The organism is Mycobacterium sp. 2YAF39 (assembly GCF_052114565.1).
Taxonomy (GTDB): Bacteria; Actinomycetota; Actinomycetes; order Mycobacteriales; family Mycobacteriaceae; genus Mycobacterium.
In genome coordinates this window covers 176,518-195,226 of sequence record NZ_JBFREZ010000008.1, presented here as the reverse complement: position 1 = coordinate 195,226, position 18,709 = coordinate 176,518, and the positions used below count along the sequence as shown (strand labels likewise).

The window sequence follows — 18,709 nt, the reverse complement described above, 5'->3', positions numbered from 1 at the left end:
ATCGTGATGGGCCTTCAAGAGTTGTGGTTCTTCATCATCGCGGCGCTGTTCGGCGGTTTCGTGCTCCTCGAGGGTTTCGACTTCGGCGTCGGCATGCTGATGGCTCCGTTCGGGGCGGCGGGCAAGGCCGCCGGCGAAGACCCCGAACAGCGCCGGCGCGCCGCACTGAACACCATCGGACCGGTGTGGGACGGCAATGAGGTCTGGCTGATCACCGCGGGTGCGGCCATGTTCGCGGCGTTCCCCAATTGGTACGCCACACTGTTCTCGGCGTTGTATCTGCCACTGCTGGTCATCCTGGTCGGGATGATCGCGCGCGTCGTCGGCATCGAATGGCGCGGCAAGATCGACGATCCGCGATGGCGCGCATGGGCCGACAGGGGTATCGCAGCGGGATCCTGGTTGCCCGCCATCCTGTGGGGTGTCGCCTTCGCCGTGCTGATTCAGGGCCTGCCGATCGATGCCGACGGTCAGGCGCATCTGGCGATCAGCGATGTGGTCGACGGCTACACGCTTCTCGGCGGGCTGGCGACGGCGTCGCTGTTCGCGTTCTACGGCGCGGTATTCGTCGCACTCAAAACCGCAGGTCCGGTGCGCGACGACGCATTTCGCTTCGCTCGGGTGTTGTCGCTGCCCGTTGTCGTGCTGGCCGGCGGATTCGGACTGTGGACGCAGCTGGCGCACGGCAGGACGTGGACGTGGCTCGCGCTGGGCATCGCCGTGATCGCACTGCTGACGGCCGTGGCGTTGATGTCGACCCGGCGCCACGAAGGCTGGGCGTTCGCGTCGACGATGGTGGTCGTCGCCGCCGTCGTCGTTCTGCTGTTCGGATCGATGTATCCGAATCTGTTGCCCTCCACGCTCAATCCGGACTGGAACGTGACGATCTACAACGGCTCATCGACCCCCTACACACTGGCGATCATGTCGTGGGCGTCGCTGACCCTGCTGCCGCTGGTCATGGGATACCAGGCGTGGACGTACTGGGTGTTTCGCCGCAGGATCACCGCCGACGCCATACCGGCCTCGATCGGGTTGACGCGGCATCGCACATGAGCGGCCCCGTCGACCCGCGCCTGTGGCGCGCATCGGCCGCGATGCGCCGCTTCCTCGTGTCGACGACCGTTTGCGGCGTGCTGATCTCGGGCGCCACCATCGCCTCAGCGGTCGTACTCGCCGACATCGTCTCCAGGGTGATCACCGATCCGGACCAGCGAAGCCTGTCTGCCCTGCTGGTCCCGCTGTCGATTCTGTTGCTGCTGTGGATCTTCCGGGCACTTGTCACTTGGCAGCAGGGCCGGCTTGCTCAGCGCGGTGCGAGCGAGGTGATCGCCGACCTCAGCCGCTCGGTGCTGACGGCGACGACGTCACTGCCGCCGCGCCAACTCGCCGGACACCGCGATGACGCGGCGATCCTGGTCACCCGCGGCCTGGACGGCTTGCGGCTGTACTTCACCGCCTATCTGCCCGCACTCTTCATCGCCGCGGTCCTGACACCGGCCACCGTCGTCGTCATCGCGCTGTACGACTGGCGATCCGCGGTGGTCGTGTCGATCGCATTGCCGCTCATACCGCTCTTCATGGTGCTGATCGGCCTCACCACCTCCGAGCGGTCGGCCGCGACGCTGCGCGCGATGGCCACGCTGCAGTCCCGGCTGCTGGACCTCGTCGCGGGACTGCCGACGCTGCGTGGTCTGCGACGCGTTGGCGGCTCGGCAACCCGGATCGCCGAACTGGGTGCCGCTCACCGACGTTCGACGATGGCGACGTTGCGCATCGCGTTCCTGTCCTCCCTGGTGCTCGAACTGCTGGCCACTCTCGGGGTTGCGCTGGTCGCGGTGAGTGTGGGTCTGCGACTGGTCTACGGCGACGTCTCGCTCACCGCCGGGCTCACCGCTCTGCTCCTGGCACCCGAGGTGTTCTGGCCACTGCGGCGCGTCGGTGCGGCATACCACGCCGCACAGGATGGAAAGACGGCCGCCGACAACGCCTTCCGCATGGTCGATGCACTTCCGCCCCGACGCGTGGGGACGCGCGAGGTCATCGCGAGGGGTGCCACCATCGACATCACGGCATTCGACGCCGCCGCCGAGCCCGGCCGGGTGACGGTGATCGCCGGGCCCAACGGTGTCGGCAAGACCACCCTGCTGCAGGCCGTGCTTGGCCTCGACGAGCCGGCATCCGGCCGGATACGCGTCGCCGGTGTCGACATCACCGAGATGAATCTGCCGACGTGGTGGGCACAGATCGCCTGGCTTCCGCATCGGCCCACGATCGTTCCCGGCACCGTGCGACAGAATCTCGAACTATTCGGACCGCTCGATGACATCGAGTCAGCCTGCCGTCTGGCCTGTTTCGACGAGGTCCTCACCGACCTGCCAGATGGGCTCGACACGATGTTGGGCAGCGGCGGCGTCGGCTTGTCGCTCGGCCAGCGACAGCGGCTCGGACTGGCCCGGGTCCTCGGATCAGGGTCGCCCGTGCTGCTCCTGGACGAGCCGACAGCGCACCTCGATGCCGAGACCGAAACCCGGGTGCTGCACGCCATTACAGCGCGCGCGGCCGCCGGGGCGACGGTGATCGTCGTCGGCCACCGCGCTCCGGTGCTGGCCATCGGGGATCGCCTCGTGCAATTGGGGAGCCTCGTCGATGTTTGAGTTGTTGCGCCCGCGCCTTCCCCGTCTGCTGCTCGCCGTCCTGTTCGGCGTGCTGTCCCTCGGCAGCGCGCTTGCGCTGGCGGGGGTCGCGGCATGGCTGATCACAAGGGCATGGCAGATGCCGCCCGTGCTGGACCTCACCGTCGCGGTCGTGGCGGTACGCGCGCTCGGCATCTCCCGGGGGGTGTTGGGTTACTGCGAAAGGCTGGCGTCGCATGACACCGCCCTTCGGTCCGCTGCCGACGTGCGTGAGCGGCTGTACGCGCGCCTCGCAACGGGGTCGGTCGACGCGGTGATGCGGCGCCACACCGGTGAGCTGGTGAGCGATATCGGTTCGTCGGTCGACGAGTTGTCCGATGTGCTCGTGCGTGCGGTGGTTCCGATCGCGGTCGCGGCCGTCCTCGGATCAGCAGCCACCATCGCCATCGCGCTCATCTCACCCGCGGCCGCCGTAGTGCTTGCGCTCTGCCTGCTGGTGGCCGGTGTCGCCGCGCCCAGTCTTGCCGCCCGAGCCGCCATGGCCGCTGAACACCTTGCCGCACAGCACCGTTCACGACGTGACACCGCGGCGATGATCGCATTCGAGCACGCGCCTGAACTACGCGTCAGCGGCAGACTCGATGAGGTGCTCGCCGAGGCCGACCGGCAACAACGCGAATGGGGCCGAGCCATCGATCGGGCTGCAGCACCGGCGGCGTTGGCGTCGGCCGCGCCGATCGCGGCCATCGGTGCCAGCGTGCTGGGTGCCGTCGTGTGCGGTATCGCCCTTGCGCCGGTCCTCGCACCGACCACGCTGGCGATATTGATGCTGCTGCCGCTGTCGGCGTTTGAGGCGACGGTCGCATTGCCCGGTGCGGGAGTTCAACTCGCCCGCTCCCGCGTCGCCGCGCGTCGCCTGCACCTGCTGACGAACCCCGGCAACGACGAATCACGTCGTCCCGCGGTGCCCTCAGTCCATCTCGAACCGGGCGCCAGGCTGGCGGTCACCGGGCCTAGCGGCTCGGGCAAGACGACACTGCTGATGCACCTCGCAGGCCTGCTGCCCGAGGAGTCGAGTTCGGACGCCGCGTTTTTTGCCGAGGACGCGCACCTGTTCGCCACCACGATCCGGGACAACCTTCTTGTCGCCCGCGGTGATGCGACCGACGACGAGCTCCGCGACGCGCTGTACCGCGTGGGCCTCGGTGATTGGCTCCTGTCGTTGCCCACCGGGCTGGCCACCGTCCTCGTCGGTGGCGGTGCAGCCGTATCGGCCGGGCAGCGCAGGCGGCTTCTGCTCGCCCGCGCACTGGTTTCCAAAGCGCCCACTGTGTTGCTCGACGAGCCGACCGAACACCTCGACGCGTGCGACGGCCGCCGGTTCCTCGCCGAACTACTCACTCCCGGCGCTCTCTTCGCGGCCGAGCGCACCGTCGTCGTCGCCACCCATCACCTGCCCGCCGACTTTGTCTGTACCACCGTCAAGCTCGCCGCCTGGGGGTAACCTCATCCACCATGAGCGAGCCGGAGAACCCCGCAACGCCACCCCCGCCGCCGCCTCCTGGGGCGTCGCCACCTCCACCTGCGGGGGCTCAACCGCCCTCCTACGGTGCGTACCCCGGCGGATATCCGCCACCGCCGCAGCAGACGCCCTATGGCGGATATCCCGCGGGACCGCCGCCCACGTCGGCCCCGAAGAACGGCTTGGGCATCGCGTCGTTGGTGACTGCGATCATCGCGCTGCTGAGCGTGTTCGGCGGCGTCGTACTCGGCTTTGTCGCAATAATTCTCGGCTTCATGGGGCGGGCCCGCGTGAAGCGCGGCGAAGCGACCAACGGAGGCGTTGCGATCGCAGGCATCATCCTCGGAATCCTCAGCATCATCGAGGCGGTCGCCATCATCGCCTTGATGGTGTGGGGATTCGGTGAGGTGGGCGGAACCGACTACGTCGACTGCCTGTCGAAGGCCGGCAGCGATCAGGAAGCCGTCCAGCAGTGCGCCGACGAGTTCACCAACAACCTCGAGACCCAGTTCTCGATGACCATCACCACGCCGGCGCCTTAACGCGGGAAGTGCTTGACGATTCCCTCCTGCACCACGGTCGCCAGTAACTGACCCGACTGGTCGAAGAAATGGCCGGTGCCCAGCCCCCGTGAATCGGCGGCTACCGGCGACGACGTCGAGTACAGCACCCAGTCGTCGAACCGCACCGGGCGGTGAAACCACACCGAATGATTCGTGGTGACGGCGAAGATACGGTCGAATCCCCACGACAGGCCGTGTGTGGTGATGATCGAGTCCAGCACGGTGGTGTCCGATGCGTATGCCAGCGCGGCGGCGTGCAGAGTCGGGTCGTCGGGAATCTGGCCCTCGGCCTTCATCCAGACGCGGTTGTAGGTGAGCTTCTCGCCCTTGCTGCGCATCACCCAGGTCGGGTCGTTGGTGTAGCGCCAGTCGATCGGGCGCAGCGCGTCCACGAAATGCGGCACGACGTCTTCGTATCCGCGCAGCAGGTCGTCGACCGGCGGCACGGTGAGCGGACCCGGTAGATCAGGCGGTGCGATTCCGTGCTCGAGACTGCGTCCACCGGAAAGGTAGGACACCATCGCGGACGTCAACACCACGCCGTCCTGCATCACGTCCACCCGGCGGTTGGCGAAACGACGTTCGTCACGAAGCCGCGCGATGTGGAACTCGAGGTCCTTGTCCGGATCGCCGCCCGCGATGAAGTGCACCGACAGCGCGCTCGGCGGTAACGGGTACTTGAGGCTGCGCGTCGCCGCCATCAGCGACTGCGCCACCATCTGGCCGCCGAACGTGCGCACCGGATTCTTGCTCGGGTGCGAACCGACGTAGATATCGTCGTCTATCTGGCGGAGGTCGAGTATCGCCAGCAGCTCATCCAGATCTGCCGACACTCGGCCCCCTTTTAGACGTCGTCCTCCCCGATCCGGTGGACCTGGATCAGGTTCGTGGACCCTACTGTGCCAGGCGGAGCGCCCGCGATGATCACCACCAGGTCGCCGCGCCGGTAACGGCCGAGCTCGAGCAGCGACTTGTCGACCTGCTTGATCATTCCGTCGGTGGTTTGGATGTGCGGCACGATGAACGTCTCGGTGCCCCAGCTCAGCGCGAGCTGGCTACGGACCTCGGGCAGCGACGTGAATGCGAGAAGCGGCAGCGGCGTGTGGAGCCGCGCGAGCCGGCGTACGGTATCGCCGGATTGCGTGTAGGCCACCAGCGCCTTGGCGTCCAGACGTTCGCCGATGTCGCGGGCCGCGTACGAGATGACGCCACGTTTGGTGCGGGGCACATGCGTCAGCGGCGGGACGACGACCGAGTTCTCCTCGACCGCCGAGATGATTCGGGCCATCGTCTTGACGACCTCCAGCGGGTACTTGCCCACCGACGTCTCGCCCGAGAGCATCACGGCATCCGCACCGTCGAGCACCGCGTTGGCCACATCGGACGCCTCGGCACGGGTCGGCCTGGAGTTCTCGATCATCGACTCGAGCATCTGAGTGGCGACGATGACGGGTTTGGCGTTCTCCCTTGCCATTTGAATGGCGCGCTTCTGCACCAGCGGCACCTCTTCGAGCGGCAGCTCCACGCCGAGATCGCCGCGGGCGACCATGATCGCGTCGAATGCCAGCACGATGGCCTCGAGATTGTCGATGGCTTCGGGCTTCTCGAGCTTGGCGATGACGGGCACCCGCCTGCCCACACGATCCATGATCTCGTGCACGAGCTCGATATCGGCGGGTGAGCGTACAAACGACAGCGCGACCAGATCCACGCCGACCTGCAGCGCGAATTCCAGGTCCTCAATGTCCTTCTCCGACAATGGCGGAGCCGACACGTTCATTCCGGGCAGCGACATCCCTTTGTTGTTGCTGACCTTGCCGCCCTCGGTAACGGTGCACACCACGTCGTTGCCGTCGATGCTTTCGACGACGAGCCCTACGTTGCCGTCGTCGACCAGAACCCGGTCGCCTGGCGTGGCGTCCTCCGCGAGCCGCTTATAGGTGGTCGACACCCGATCGTGCGTGCCCTCGCAGTCATCGACCGTGATCCGCACCGTCTCACCGTCGGCCCAGACCGTCGGCCCGTCCGCGAACCGGCCAAGGCGGATCTTGGGACCCTGCAGATCGGCGAGAATGCCGACCGCGCGTCCGGTGGCGTCGGATGCGGCTCGCACCCGCTTGTAGTTGGCTTCGTGATCGGGGTAGTCGCCGTGGCTGAAGTTGAGCCGCGCGACGTCCATTCCCGCCTCGACGAGTGCCCTGACGGCTTCCTCAGTTGCGGTGGCCGGGCCCAGGGTGCAGACGATCTTTCCGCGTCTATTCACGACTCCCGAGCATAGTCGTTAATCGATTCAGACGACGGCCAGCGGCAACGCACCAGGTATCACCGGTGAAGGTAGGTCGGACTCCCCCATCAGGTATTTGTCGACGGCATGAGCTGCGCTGCGCCCTTCGGCGATGGCCCAGACGATCAGCGAGGCCCCGCGGTGGGCGTCCCCGCAGACGAACACGCCCGGTGCATCGGTCTGCCAATCCGAACCGCAGGGCAGAGCGCCGCGACGGTTGAGTTCGAGGCCGAGTTCGCCCAGCAGCGGCATGTGTTCGACACCGTCGAAGCCGATCGCCAGCAGCGCCAGCTCACAGGGCAACTCCAGCGACTCCCCGACCGGTGTGATGACACGGCGACCCTCGGCGTCACGCTCGACCTTCACCTCCGCGACCTCCATGGCGCGCAGGTTGCCCCGGTCGTCACCGAGAAAGCGCTGCACCGCCACTTCGTACTTACGGTCGCCGCCCTCTGCATGCGCCGGCGACAGCCGCGTACGCAGCACGATCGGCCACATCGGCCACGGCGAACGGGATTCGTCGCGGGCCTCGGGCGGTTCAGGGTTGTAGTCCAACTGGGTCACCGATTTCGCGCCCTGCCGATGCGCGGTGCCGAGGCAGTCCGCACCGGTGTCGCCGCCGCCGATGATCACGACGTGCTTACCGGCCGCGGAGATCGGACTCTCGCCGTCGCCCTCGCACTCCTTGTTCGCAGGCACCAGATGGTCCATCGCGAGGTGCACACCCTTGAGATGCCTGCCCTCGACCTCACTGTCCCGCGCCCGCAGGGCGCCGACCGCGAGCACCACGGCATCGTATTGCTGCTTGAGCTGCTCGATGGGAAGGTCCACGCCGACTTCACATTCGGTGACGAAACGTGTGCCCTCGGCGCGCATCTGGGCAAGCCGCTGGTTCAACGTGGACTTTTCGAGCTTGTACTCCGGAATGCCGTAACGCATCAGGCCGCCGATGCGGTCGTCACGCTCGTACACGGTGACGTCGTGGCCCGCACGGGTGAGTTGTTGTGCCGCAGCGAGTCCGGCCGGACCCGATCCGACGACGGCCACCCGGCGGCCCGTGGCAATGGCCGCAGGCTGGGGTTCGACGATTCCGTCCATCCACGCCTGGTCGGCGATGGTCTGTTCGATGCGTTTGATCGTGACGCTGCCGCCCGTCTTCTCCTCGCCGATGGAGAGCACGCACGCGGATTCGCAGGGCGCCGGACACAACCGTCCGGTGAACTCGGGGAAGTTGTTGGTCGCGTGCAGGCGATCGCTCGCCGCGTCCCAGCGTCCCCGGCGGACCAGGTCGTTCCATTCCGGGATCAGGTTGCCCAGCGGGCAGCCCGCGGTCCCGGAGTGGCAGAACGGGATTCCGCAGTCCATGCAGCGTCGGGCCTGTTGGGAGACCTCGCCTGCGCGTTGGTGCGGATCCTGTTGCTCGTAGACCTCACGCCAGTCGCCGACGCGTTCGTCGACGGCCCGCTTGGCGGCTTCGATCTTGGGAACCTTGAGGAATCCTGTCGGGTCAGCCACGGCTCGCCTCCATGATCGCGGTGTCGACGTCGCGGCCCTCGCGTTGGGCGACCAGCGTGGCCTCCAGCACGCGTTGATAGTCGCGAGGCATCACCTTGGTGAACTGCGCGCTGCGCCTTGGCCAGTCGGACAGCACACTGGCGGCCAAGGTGCTCCCGGTGTGTTTCGCGTGCGTGGCGATGACGTCGCGCAACCACGCCAGATCCTCGGGCTCGAGGCGCTGCAGCTCGACCATCTCGGTATTGACCTTCTTCGGATCGAGGCCGAGCACGAACGCGATGCCGCCGGACATTCCCGCCGCCATGTTGCGGCCCGTCTTGCCGAGCACCACCACGCGGCCGCCGGTCATGTACTCGCATGCGTGATCGCCGACCCCTTCGACAACGGTCAGCGCGCCGGAGTTGCGTGCGGCGAACCGCTCCCCGACCCGGCCCCGCAGGAAGAGTTCGCCGGACGTGGCGCCGAAAAGCAGTGTGTTTCCGGCGATCACGTTGTCCTCGGGCAGGAACAGCACGTCGTCGGGCGGCCTGACGATGACCCGCCCGCCGGACAATCCCTTGCCCACGTAGTCGTTGGCGTCTCCGACGAGCTCCAATGTGATGCCCGCAGGCAGGAAGGCCCCGATGGACTGGCCGGCCGACCCGGTCAGCGTGATGTGAATCGTGTTGTCGGGCAGACCCTCAGCGCCGTAGCGACGGGTGACCTCGGAGCCGAGCAGGGTGCCAACGGTGCGATTGACGTTGCGCACCGGCAGTTCCAACCTGACGGGGTGTGCGTCCTCAAGGGCTCCCTCGGCGAGCTGGATGAGGGTGCGGTCCAGCGCTTCTTCGAGACCGTGCTCCTGCCCCGTGGTGCGACGGCGCTCTCCAGCCGAGTCTGGGACGGCGAAGACCGGCGTCAGATCCAGGCCCTTGCTCTTCCAGTGCGCGATGCCGTCGTCGGTGTCGAGCATCTCCGCGTGGCCGACGGCCTCGTCGATGCTGCGGAAGCCGAGTTCGGCGAGGTATTGGCGGATGTCCTCGGCGATGAACCGGAAGTAGTTCTCGACGAACTCCGGCTTGCCGTTGAATCGCGCCCGCAGTTCGGGGTTCTGGGTCGCGACGCCGACCGGGCACGTGTCGAGGTGGCAGACCCGCATCATGATGCAGCCGGACACCACCAGCGGCGCCGTGGCGAAGCCGAACTCCTCGGCGCCCAGCAGCGCAGCGACGACGACATCGCGCGCGGTGCGCATACCTCCGTCGCACTGCACGGTGATGCGGTCGCGCAGACCGTTGAGCATCAGCGTCTGCTGGGTGTCGGCCAACCCGATCTCCCACGGCAAGCCCGCATGTTTGAGGCTGGTGAGCGGCGCGGCGCCGGTGCCGCCGTCGTATCCGGAGATCAGCACCACATCGGCATGCGCCTTCGAGACACCCGCCGCGACCGTCCCGACGCCGACACTGCTGACCAGCTTGACGTGGATACGCGCATCGGCGTTGGCGTTCTTCAGGTCGTGGATGAGCTGGGCGAGGTCCTCGATCGAATAGATGTCATGGTGCGGCGGCGGCGAGATCAGGCCGACGCCCGGCGTCGAGTGCCGTGTCCTGGCGATGTTCGGATACACCTTGTAGCCCGGAAGTTGCCCACCCTCACCGGGTTTGGCGCCCTGGGCCATCTTGATCTGGATATCGGTGGCGTTCAGCAGGTAGTCACTGGTGACGCCGAAGCGACCGGAGGCGACCTGTTTGACCGCGCTGCGACGTTTGGGATCGTAGAGGCGGTCGGTGTCCTCGCCACCCTCCCCGGAGTTCGACCGGCCGCCGAGGTTGTTCATGGCGATGGCCATGGTTTCGTGTGCTTCGGCCGAGATGGAGCCATAGCTCATGGCGCCGGTGTTGAAACGAGTGACGATCGATTCAACGGGCTCCACCTCCTCCAGCGGGACGGGTGACCTACCGCTCTTGAAGCCGAACAGGCCGCGCAGTGTGCCACCCTCCCTCGAGAGACGGTTGACCTCGTCCGAATACTGCTTGAAGACCTCGTAGCGGCCGGTGCGGGTCGAATGCTGCAGCAGGAAAACCACTTCGGGGGTGAACAGGTGCAGTTCGCCTTCGCGGCGGAATGCGTATTCGCCGCCGACCTCGAGCCGCCGGTGCACACGCTCGGTCGGATTTTCCGGGTACGCCCGCCGATGCCTGACCTTGACTTCTTCCGCGAGCACGTCCAGCGCGACACCTCCGATCTGGCTAGGGGTGCCCGTGAAGTATTCATCGATGACGTGCTTGTCGATGCCGACAGCCTCGAAGGCCTGTGCGGCGGTGTAGGAGGCGACCGTCGAGATGCCCATCTTGCTCATCACCTTCGTCACCCCCTTTCCGAGCGCCTTGAGGTAGTTGCGCACTGCCGCAGCGGGTTCGATGCCGGTGAGCTCACCTTCGCGGATGAGGTCTTCGATGGACTCGAATGCCAGATAGGGGTTGACCGCGGCGGCGCCGAACCCGATGAGCATCGCGATGTGGTGCACTTCGCGGGCGTCACCGCTTTCCACCACGAGGGCGACGGTGGTGCGTTCCTTCGTGCGTACGAGATGATGGTGCACGGCCGAGACGGCCAGCAGGGACGGAATGGGTGCCCGTCTGTGGTCGGAGTCGCGGTCGGAGATGACCAGGGTGCGTGCACCTTTGGCGATGGCGTCGCACGCCCGCACGCGTAGGTCCTCCAGTGCGTCGGCGAGGCCCTCACCTCCCCGCTCGACGTCGTAGAGCGCTTTGAGGACCGCGGTCTTCAGACCGCCCTGCTCGCCGTCATCGTTGATGTGCACGATCTTGTTGAGTTCGTCGTTGTCGAGAACCGGCCAGCGCAGCACGATCTGGCGACACGATGCCGCGGTCGGTTCCAGCAGGTTCTGTTCGGGGCCCATGACGCGGGCCATCGAGGTGACGACCTCCTCGCGGATGGCGTCCAACGGCGGATTGGTCACCTGCGCGAAGAGTTCGACGAAATAGTCGTAGAGCAGCCGGGATCGCTGGGACAGCACGGCTGTCGGGGTGTCGGTGCCCATGGAGCCCAGTGGTTCGGCGCCAGATGCGGCCATGGGGGTGAGCAGGATGCGCAGCTCCTCCTCCGTGTAGCCGAAGGCGATCTGCCTGCGCACGACGGACTCGTGGTTGGGCGCAACGCGGGCGCGGTCGGGCAGCGTCGCGATGTCGAGCAGGCCGGCGTGCAGCCACTCGCCGTACGGCCGATGTCCGGCCAGCGACTCCTTGATCTCGTCGTCACCGACGATGCGGCCGGCGGCGGTATCGACGAGGAGCATCTTTCCCGGCTGGAGCCGACCCTTGGCGACGATCTGCGCGGACGGCACGTCGAGCACACCGCTCTCGCTGGCGAGGATGATGCGGTCGTCGAGTGTGCGCCACCAGCGCCCCGGCCGTAATCCGTTGCGGTCCAGCACCGCTCCCACGAGCGTGCCATCGGTGAACGTAACGCAGGCCGGGCCGTCCCACGGTTCCATCAGTGAGGCATGGAACTGCCAGAACGCCCGTTCGTCGGCGTCCATCGTGGTGTTGTTCTCCCACGCCTCGGGGATCATCATCAGCACGGCGTGCGGCAGGCTGCGCCCACCCAGGTGCAGGAGTTCGAGCACCTCGTCGAACGACGCGGAGTCGGACGCCTCGGGAGTGCAGATCGGTGAGAGACGGGACAGGTCGCCGGGAATCTTGGCGCTGGCGAGCATGGCTTCGCGTGCGTGCATCCGGTTGCGGTTGCCGCGCACGGTGTTGATCTCGCCGTTGTGCGCGACGAAACGGAAGGGGTGCGCCAACGGCCACGACGGGAAGGTGTTCGTCGAGAAGCGGCTGTGCACGATGGCGATCGCACTCATGCACCGTTCGTCGCGCAGATCCGGAAAGTATTGGGGCAGTTGCATTGTAGTGAGCATGCCCTTGTACACCATGGTGCGGCTCGACAGCGATGGGAAGTACACGCCGTTGCGCTCGGCGCGCTTGCGCAGCGGATACACGCGACGGTCGAGATCGATACCGCCGAGGTGGTGCGGCGAGGCGACGAACAGCTGTTCCATGTGCGGCATACAGCCGAGCGCCGTCGCGCCGATCTCGGCGCCGTCCGGGTCGGTGGGGACCTCACGCCAGCCCAGGACGGTGAGGCCTTCCTCGACGGCGATCGCTTCGACGCGTTCGCGAGCGGCGGCTCGCGCGTCGTGGTCTTGCGGGAGGAAGCAGATGCCCGCGGCGAACGCGTTGGCGCCGTCGGAGCTTGGGGGCGGCAGTTCGAAATCGACGGCGGCGCGCAACAGCTCGACGGGCAGCTGGATCAGGATGCCTGCGCCGTCACCGCTGTTGGGTTCGGCGCCCGCGGCGCCACGGTGTTCGAGATGCTCCAAGGCGACCAGCCCGTCGACGACGATGGCGTGAGACCGGCGGCCTTGGATGTCCGCGATCATGGCGACGCCACAGGAATCCGACTCGTTGTCCGGGTCGTACAAGCCTTGTGGCTCGGGGAATGCCGAATAGAGCATCGAGGGAGAACCTCCGCAGTCCGGGGAAATGATGTCCCGGGACTGCTCCGGCCCGTATAGATGTCGCCGCCGCCGCGGCTCCGAAGTCCGATTGTATCAGCGCAGCGCGCTGGCTACCCGTCGAGAACCGTCGGGACCAGCGGGAACCCGGGCAGATTGCGCACCACCGTCCACGCGACGGCGATGGCGATGATGACGACCGCAGAGACCCGCGTCATCCACGGTCGCCCGTTGCTGCGGCACACCAGAATCCACACCAGCAGCAGCGGCAGACCGATCAGCGCGACGACGTTGTCCACGATTGCCGCAGCGAAGTCGAGGTGAAGAACGTCGTGCACCATCCGCAGGCCACCGCAACCGGGGCACCACAGGCCCGTCGCCGCGTGAAAGGGGCACGGAAGGAAGAAGTTCGGTCGATGCGGGTCGCCGAAGCCGATGTAGGCCAGGACACCCGCGAATGCGGCGCCCGTCCCGAGCGCGGTATACAGCCGTCCCCGGCTGGGGGCCGTGCTAAGTGCCATCGCGCAGAGGACGCCCCTCCGGATCGCGCACCTTGTCGGTGAATATCAGAACCGCGTCGACGATCCCCCAGATGACCGCACCGAGCCCGCAGGTCACGAGCCCGACGATGAGCTGGGCGACGCCGAGACCGACCTGGCCGAGATACATGCGGCCGATGCCGACGATCCCGAACAGCCCGAGCAGCTGCAGCAGACCGGCGATCATCTTCGTTTTGTCCGAGAACGGCTCACCAGTCAGCGGGTGACGACCGAATGGCGCACTCGGATCCTGGTAGGCCTGCGGGTACTGGCCCGCAGGTGGCGGATACTGCGGTGCATAGCCGGGCTGCGGCGGAGGCGGCGTCGGCTGGCTTCCAAATTCGTTGCCACCGAACTGCGGTTCAGTCATGACAGACAGCATGCCAGAACGAACTGCGATTACCTTAGGTTTGGCCGCCCACCAGGCGCAGAGTGTCCACGAGACCGGTGATGGGGATGGACGGGTCGATCGACCGCAGCAATCCCAAACCGATGCCGAGCGCCAGCATCACGGTGGCTGTTTCACCGCCGGGCATCTGCGGATCGGGGGCGGTGCCGCCGGATTCGGCTGCCCCGGTGAGTATTTGGAGGATGCCTCCCAGCCTGTCCGCCATGCCGGCCCGCAGCTCGTCATTGCGGCGGGCATGCACGGCGAATTCGACCTCCAGCGAGGTCCACCCCGGATCGCCGATGACCCGTTCCGCCCAGTCGCGAAGTGCCTCGATCCGGGACGCCGCATCAGGCGTGGCCATGATGTCGAGGATCTCGGCCAGCCGCTCCCCTCTGACTTCGTCGAGCACCGCCGTGCACAGCTCGTCCTTGTTGCGGAAGTTCGAGTAGACCGCCCCTTTGGAGCGGCCCGCCGCGTCGGCGACCTTCTCGAGTGACGTCGGGTGATAGCCGTCCTCGAAGAAGAGCCGCCGAGCGGTGCTGACCAGTTCGGATCTGGTCTGCGCCTGACTCTGTGCGCGCGTCATCCTCGGCATGCTCGGGAGTCTAGCCCTTTGACATACTTTTAGACTCTGGATACCGTCAGTATCTCTATGAGAGGAGCGTTCATGGCCTACCCGAAGATCGCGCTCGACGGCGCGGTCGTGGCGGTGACCGGCGGCGCCCGCGGGATCGGCAAGGCGACGGCTGAGCTGTTCGCGTCCAGGGGTGCGGTGGTGTCCATCGGGGATCTCGACCCGGCGGATTCGCCGAACGCCCACGTCCTGGATGTCACATCCCGCTCGTCGTTCGGCGGGTTCGTCGAGGCGGTGATCGCCCGTCACGGCCGCATCGACGTACTCGTGAACAACGCTGGCGTGATGCCGGTGGGCGACTTCCTCTCCGAGGACGACGCGATCAGCAGGACGACACTCGACGTCAACGTATGGGGCCTGATTCACGGCATGAGGACGGTGATGCCGCACATGATCGAACGCGGCCGCGGACATGTCGTCAATGTCGCATCCATGGCGGGCAAGTTGGTGGTTCCCGGCCTCGCGGTCTATAACGCCAGTAAGTTCGCCGCCGTGGGACTGTCCGCCGCGGTCCGTGAGGAATACCGGAATTCGGGTGTCAGCGTCAGCACGGTGCTGCCGAGCGCGGTGCGGACCCGGCTCGCGTCGGGTGTGCCACTGGGGCACGGCATGCCGACGGTCGACGCCGACGACGTCGCGCGGGCGATTGTCGGCAGTATCCGCCGTCGGCGCGCGGAGATCACCGTCCCGCGGTACCTGTCGGGCTGGGATCTCGTGAATGCGGCGGCGCCCGAACCGGTGATGCGGCTGGGCCGCAGGTTGATCGGCGACCGCCGGGCATTGACGTCGGTTCAGCATGATGTGCGCTCGGCCTACGAGGAGTCGATCGCGAGCCAGGCCGCGGATCGATGACAGCGAAGCGCGAGCCGAGAGTCGTCATCATCGGTGCAGGAATTGCCGGGATCGCGACCGCGGTGACGCTGCAGCTCAATGGTTTCCGCGATGTCACGATCCTCGAGAAGGGTTCCGATGTCGGGGGTGTGTGGCACTGGAACCGCTACCCGGGGCTCACGTGCGACGTGCCGTCTCAGCTGTACCAGTTCTCGTTCGCGCCGAAGCCGGATTGGACGGGCCTGTTCGCGCCGGGCGGGGAGATTCAGCGGTACCTTCGCGATGTCGTCGACCGCCAGGGCCTCGAGGGCCGCCTCAGGTTGAACACCGAGGTCGAGTCGGCGGAGTTCACCGGATCCTCTTGGCGTGTGACAACTTCCGCGGGCGACGAATTGGAGGCGGACTTCGTCGTTGCGGCGACCGGGGTGCTGCATCACCCCTTCACACCCGATCTCCCGGGGCTGGACACCTTCGCCGGCGACGTCGTCCACACCGCACGGTGGAGCGACGATGTGGTCACCGACGGGAGGCGCATCGCGGTCATCGGTACCGGGTCGACAGGCGTGCAGGTCGTCTCCGCGCTGCAGCCCGGTGCGGCACACATCAGTCATCTGGTGCGTTCACCGCAGTGGGTCGTATGGGCGCCGATGGGACTCCGTCAGCCGGTGACGGTGAGCAAAGTCCTGCAGAGGCTGCCGGAGCTTCACCGCAGAATCTATGACGTATTGCTCTGGGGTTCGGGCATTCTCGCCGATATCACGACCCGGCCGAGCTGGCGTCGGAGACTCGTCCAGGCGTACGCGCGGTGGTCGCTGCGAACTCAGGTCCGGAATCCGGATCTCCGCGACCGCTTGACCCCCGACTACCAGCCGTTGTGCAAGCGCCAGGTCGTCTCGAGCTCCTACTATCGCGCGATTCGCGCGAAGAATGCCGAGCTTGTCTCGTCGTCGATCGAGCGCATCACTCCTCACGGCATCCTGATGGCAGACGGTCGCGAGATCGATGTCGACCTGCTGGTGATGGCGACCGGCTTTCACGCGCACAACTACATGCGGCCCATGAATTTGCGCGGGCGCGAAGGCATCTCGATCGACGATGCCTGGGCCAAGGGGCCGCGGGCGTACCGGATGACGGCGATTCCTGGGTTCCCCAACCTCTTCACGGTATTGGGTCCCAATTCACCGACCGGCTCGATTTCTCTGCAGTATTCCTCGGAGCTGACGGCTCGTTACATCACACAGTGGCTACGCCGATTCCGTGACGGGGAGGTCGACACCGTCGAGGTGACCGAAGAGGCCACCGCCAAATTCAACGACGACGTCGGCCTGGCCCTTGGCCCGACTGTGTGGAATACCGGTTGCAACTCTTGGTATCTCACCGATGACGGCAATGTCGACCTGTGGCCGTATGACCGTAAGACGATGACCGCGATGCTCAGCCGGCCCGATGATCGCGACTACCACATTCAGAAGGGCGGCGGTTGGTAGTTGGCGGCGAGCCAGGCTTGGCGTTGGCGTTCCTCTTCGGCGATGAGTTCGGTGCGTTCGCGGCGTTCGGCATTGATGCGATCGCGGCGGTCCTGGGCGCGAGTGTGTCTGCGCCGCGGCATCATCGCGGTGCGGTCCGTCGCGGGTGTTTGATCCGGCAGATCGAGGTCCCCGGTGGAAGTGGCCAGCGCGGGGAACATGGCCGCACCGTGAGCTTTGGTGGTGTAGGTGTGCCCGGTCGGCGACGTCAGGGTGATGGTGCCGTCAGGTGACTGCCGATCACTCCAGCCGCAGAACGTTTTGAGCAGATGATGAATCCGGCAGTAGGGCTTGTTGTTCGACGGATGCGTCGGCCCCAACGGGTAGGGCACTGTGTGGTCGATATCGCAGCGCTCAACGGGTCGGTCACAGCCCATCCAGCGGCACGTCAGATCCCGCCAGCCGATGAACTCTTTGGTCTTGGCCGTGGGTTGATACCCCGGACCGGGCGCCACACCGGTCGGCACGATCAGCGGCGTGAGTGTGGCGGTCTTGGCGACCTCGCGCACCGATTCGGCAGGCAGGATCCCCAACCCCCGCAGATACCCCGGCTTATCACTGGACCCGTCCAGGGTGCCCTGCTCGGCCAACACATGAATCACCGCCGATGAGACCGCGGCCAGCTCTGCGACCGCGGGGCAGTCCTCACGCCCACACCGGCAGGCCAGGGTCGCCTCCCCGCGGCCAACAGCCCCGACGGCATCGGCGCGGCGCTGCATCTGGGTGCGCGGGTCGTGCTCACACACCGTGGCGCCCAACGCATCCAACCGTTGGGTGAGCGCAGCGGCGTCGGTGGCGTGGATATGGCCTGACACACACGCCATCCCCGCACTACCGCCGGGCTCCACCTCGAAATACCGGTTCTCCTCGACCTTCGGCGGAATACGCACCCCGGCCGGATCAAACTCAGCCACCCACTGATCCACCCGATCCCGCAACTTGGGCTTGGACAATTTCATCCACTTTTCGCAATGCCGAGCGATCGCCACATCCACCTCGGGCATCAACGCATCGTCCACGTTGTCGGTACGCGCGATGATCATCGACACCATCCGCAGATCGATGGTCCCGCGCACAAACACCTTCGCCACCGTCGGCAGACGATGCGCCAGCGTGCACGCGAACTGCACCTGCCCCACCGCGCGGGAATGGCTGATGTTCTGCACCGCGGACACCTCAGCAGCCACCGCAGCGCAATAATCGACCACATACCACTCCAGATCGGCCAACGCCCCCTGACGGCGCTCATACAACTCCGCGACCGCCAACAACCGCTGCGCCACACACGTCGACTCATAGCGCGTGGCCTCACCCATCACCTCGATGAGATCCCAATCCCGATCACACTCGAACATACGTTCGACACTACAACCCGCCACCGACAAGTCGGCTGCGGGACTAATCTCGCTTGGTTGTGATGTAGTACTCGACGTATGTGCCGTCGACCTTCTTGATCTGCATGTATGCGGTGTAGGGACCCTCGGGACCGGTGAACTGACACTCGAACTGCTGTCCCACAGCCGCTTCCACTCCCGACGGGCATGTGACATCAGTCGGGTGGAAGCCAGTGCTGTCGGAGACGAGGTCGACGATCGTCTGTGCTGCCGCCTCCGGTATGACGGTTACCGTCACAGGCTCGGCGTGCGCGACTCCCGCGACCAGCGCCACACCAGCGACGCTCAGACCACTAGACACCAACAGAGTTGTTGCCAGCCCTGCGATTCGTCGGGTGGTGGATCGGTTCATCCA

Annotated in this window: 15 protein-coding genes; 6 read left to right on the top strand and 9 right to left on the bottom strand. The window is 66.4% G+C overall.

The features are described 5' to 3' along the window. Positions 1-6 precede the first annotated feature (6 nt). From cydB to AB4Z42_RS22480, 4 genes are read left to right on the top strand one after another with little or no spacing between them, the layout of a single operon-like run. Complete coding sequence (cydB, locus tag AB4Z42_RS22495; RefSeq protein ID WP_442011433.1) at positions 7-1,056, top strand: cytochrome d ubiquinol oxidase subunit II; 1,050 nt, start codon at positions 7-9, stop codon at positions 1,054-1,056. Beyond that, positions 1,053-2,657 carry a thiol reductant ABC exporter subunit CydD gene (gene cydD, locus AB4Z42_RS22490; protein ID WP_442011432.1) on the top strand — a complete coding sequence of 535 codons (1,605 nt, stop codon included), beginning with the start codon at positions 1,053-1,055 and terminating at the stop codon, positions 2,655-2,657. Before cydB ends, cydD begins: the two co-directional genes overlap by 4 nt. Further along, a complete protein-coding gene (locus tag AB4Z42_RS22485; protein ID WP_442011431.1) occupies positions 2,650-4,140 on the top strand; it encodes an ATP-binding cassette domain-containing protein in 1,491 nt (496 codons plus the stop codon). Before cydD ends, AB4Z42_RS22485 begins: the two co-directional genes overlap by 8 nt. An 11-nt stretch (positions 4,141-4,151) precedes the next feature. Beyond that, on the top strand, positions 4,152-4,700 hold the full coding sequence (locus tag AB4Z42_RS22480; RefSeq protein ID WP_442011430.1) for a DUF4190 domain-containing protein: 549 nt from the start codon (positions 4,152-4,154) through the stop codon (positions 4,698-4,700). On the opposite strand, the gene AB4Z42_RS22475 is transcribed toward AB4Z42_RS22480, so the two are convergent. The 7 genes from AB4Z42_RS22475 to AB4Z42_RS22445 form a co-directional block, all read right to left on the bottom strand. After that, positions 4,697-5,554, bottom strand: coding sequence for an acyl-CoA thioesterase II (locus AB4Z42_RS22475; RefSeq protein WP_442011429.1), 858 nt, complete (start codon positions 5,552-5,554; stop codon positions 4,697-4,699). The genes AB4Z42_RS22480 and AB4Z42_RS22475 overlap by 4 nt on opposite strands. 11 nt (positions 5,555-5,565) lie before the next feature. Further along, positions 5,566-6,984 (bottom strand): pyruvate kinase, encoded by a 1,419-nt coding sequence (gene pyk / locus AB4Z42_RS22470; protein ID WP_442011428.1) that lies wholly within the window; start codon positions 6,982-6,984, stop codon positions 5,566-5,568. A gap of 27 nt (positions 6,985-7,011) precedes the next feature. Then, positions 7,012-8,520, bottom strand: a complete 1,509-nt coding sequence (locus AB4Z42_RS22465; protein ID WP_442011427.1) for a glutamate synthase subunit beta — start codon at positions 8,518-8,520, stop codon at positions 7,012-7,014. Continuing rightward, entirely contained in the window at positions 8,513-13,039 is a 4,527-nt protein-coding gene (gltB, locus tag AB4Z42_RS22460) for a glutamate synthase large subunit (protein ID WP_442011426.1), read from the bottom strand. Before gltB ends, AB4Z42_RS22465 begins: the two co-directional genes overlap by 8 nt. A gap of 113 nt (positions 13,040-13,152) precedes the next feature. Next, on the bottom strand, positions 13,153-13,560 hold the full coding sequence (locus AB4Z42_RS22455; protein WP_442011425.1) for a DUF2752 domain-containing protein: 408 nt from the start codon (positions 13,558-13,560) through the stop codon (positions 13,153-13,155). Further along, complete coding sequence (locus AB4Z42_RS22450; protein WP_442011424.1) at positions 13,550-13,948, bottom strand: TM2 domain-containing protein; 399 nt, start codon at positions 13,946-13,948, stop codon at positions 13,550-13,552. Before AB4Z42_RS22450 ends, AB4Z42_RS22455 begins: the two co-directional genes overlap by 11 nt. Positions 13,949-13,982: 34 nt before the next feature. Further along, positions 13,983-14,564: a TetR/AcrR family transcriptional regulator gene (locus AB4Z42_RS22445; RefSeq protein ID WP_442011423.1), complete on the bottom strand. Its 582-nt coding sequence runs from the start codon at positions 14,562-14,564 to the stop codon at positions 13,983-13,985. Between the two features lie 72 nt (positions 14,565-14,636). On the opposite strand from AB4Z42_RS22445, the gene AB4Z42_RS22440 reads away from it, so the two are divergent. Beyond that, positions 14,637-15,455: an SDR family oxidoreductase gene (locus AB4Z42_RS22440; RefSeq protein WP_442011422.1), complete on the top strand. Its 819-nt coding sequence runs from the start codon at positions 14,637-14,639 to the stop codon at positions 15,453-15,455. After that, on the top strand, positions 15,452-16,921 hold the full coding sequence (locus AB4Z42_RS22435; protein ID WP_442011421.1) for a flavin-containing monooxygenase: 1,470 nt from the start codon (positions 15,452-15,454) through the stop codon (positions 16,919-16,921). Before AB4Z42_RS22440 ends, AB4Z42_RS22435 begins: the two co-directional genes overlap by 4 nt. On the opposite strand, the gene AB4Z42_RS22430 is transcribed toward AB4Z42_RS22435, so the two are convergent. Further along, complete coding sequence (locus AB4Z42_RS22430; RefSeq protein ID WP_442011420.1) at positions 16,900-18,315, bottom strand: DUF222 domain-containing protein; 1,416 nt, start codon at positions 18,313-18,315, stop codon at positions 16,900-16,902. The genes AB4Z42_RS22435 and AB4Z42_RS22430 overlap by 22 nt on opposite strands. Before the next feature lie 43 nt (positions 18,316-18,358). Next, positions 18,359-18,706: a DUF4333 domain-containing protein gene (locus AB4Z42_RS22425; protein ID WP_442011419.1), complete on the bottom strand. Its 348-nt coding sequence runs from the start codon at positions 18,704-18,706 to the stop codon at positions 18,359-18,361. Positions 18,707-18,709: the final 3 nt, after the last annotated feature.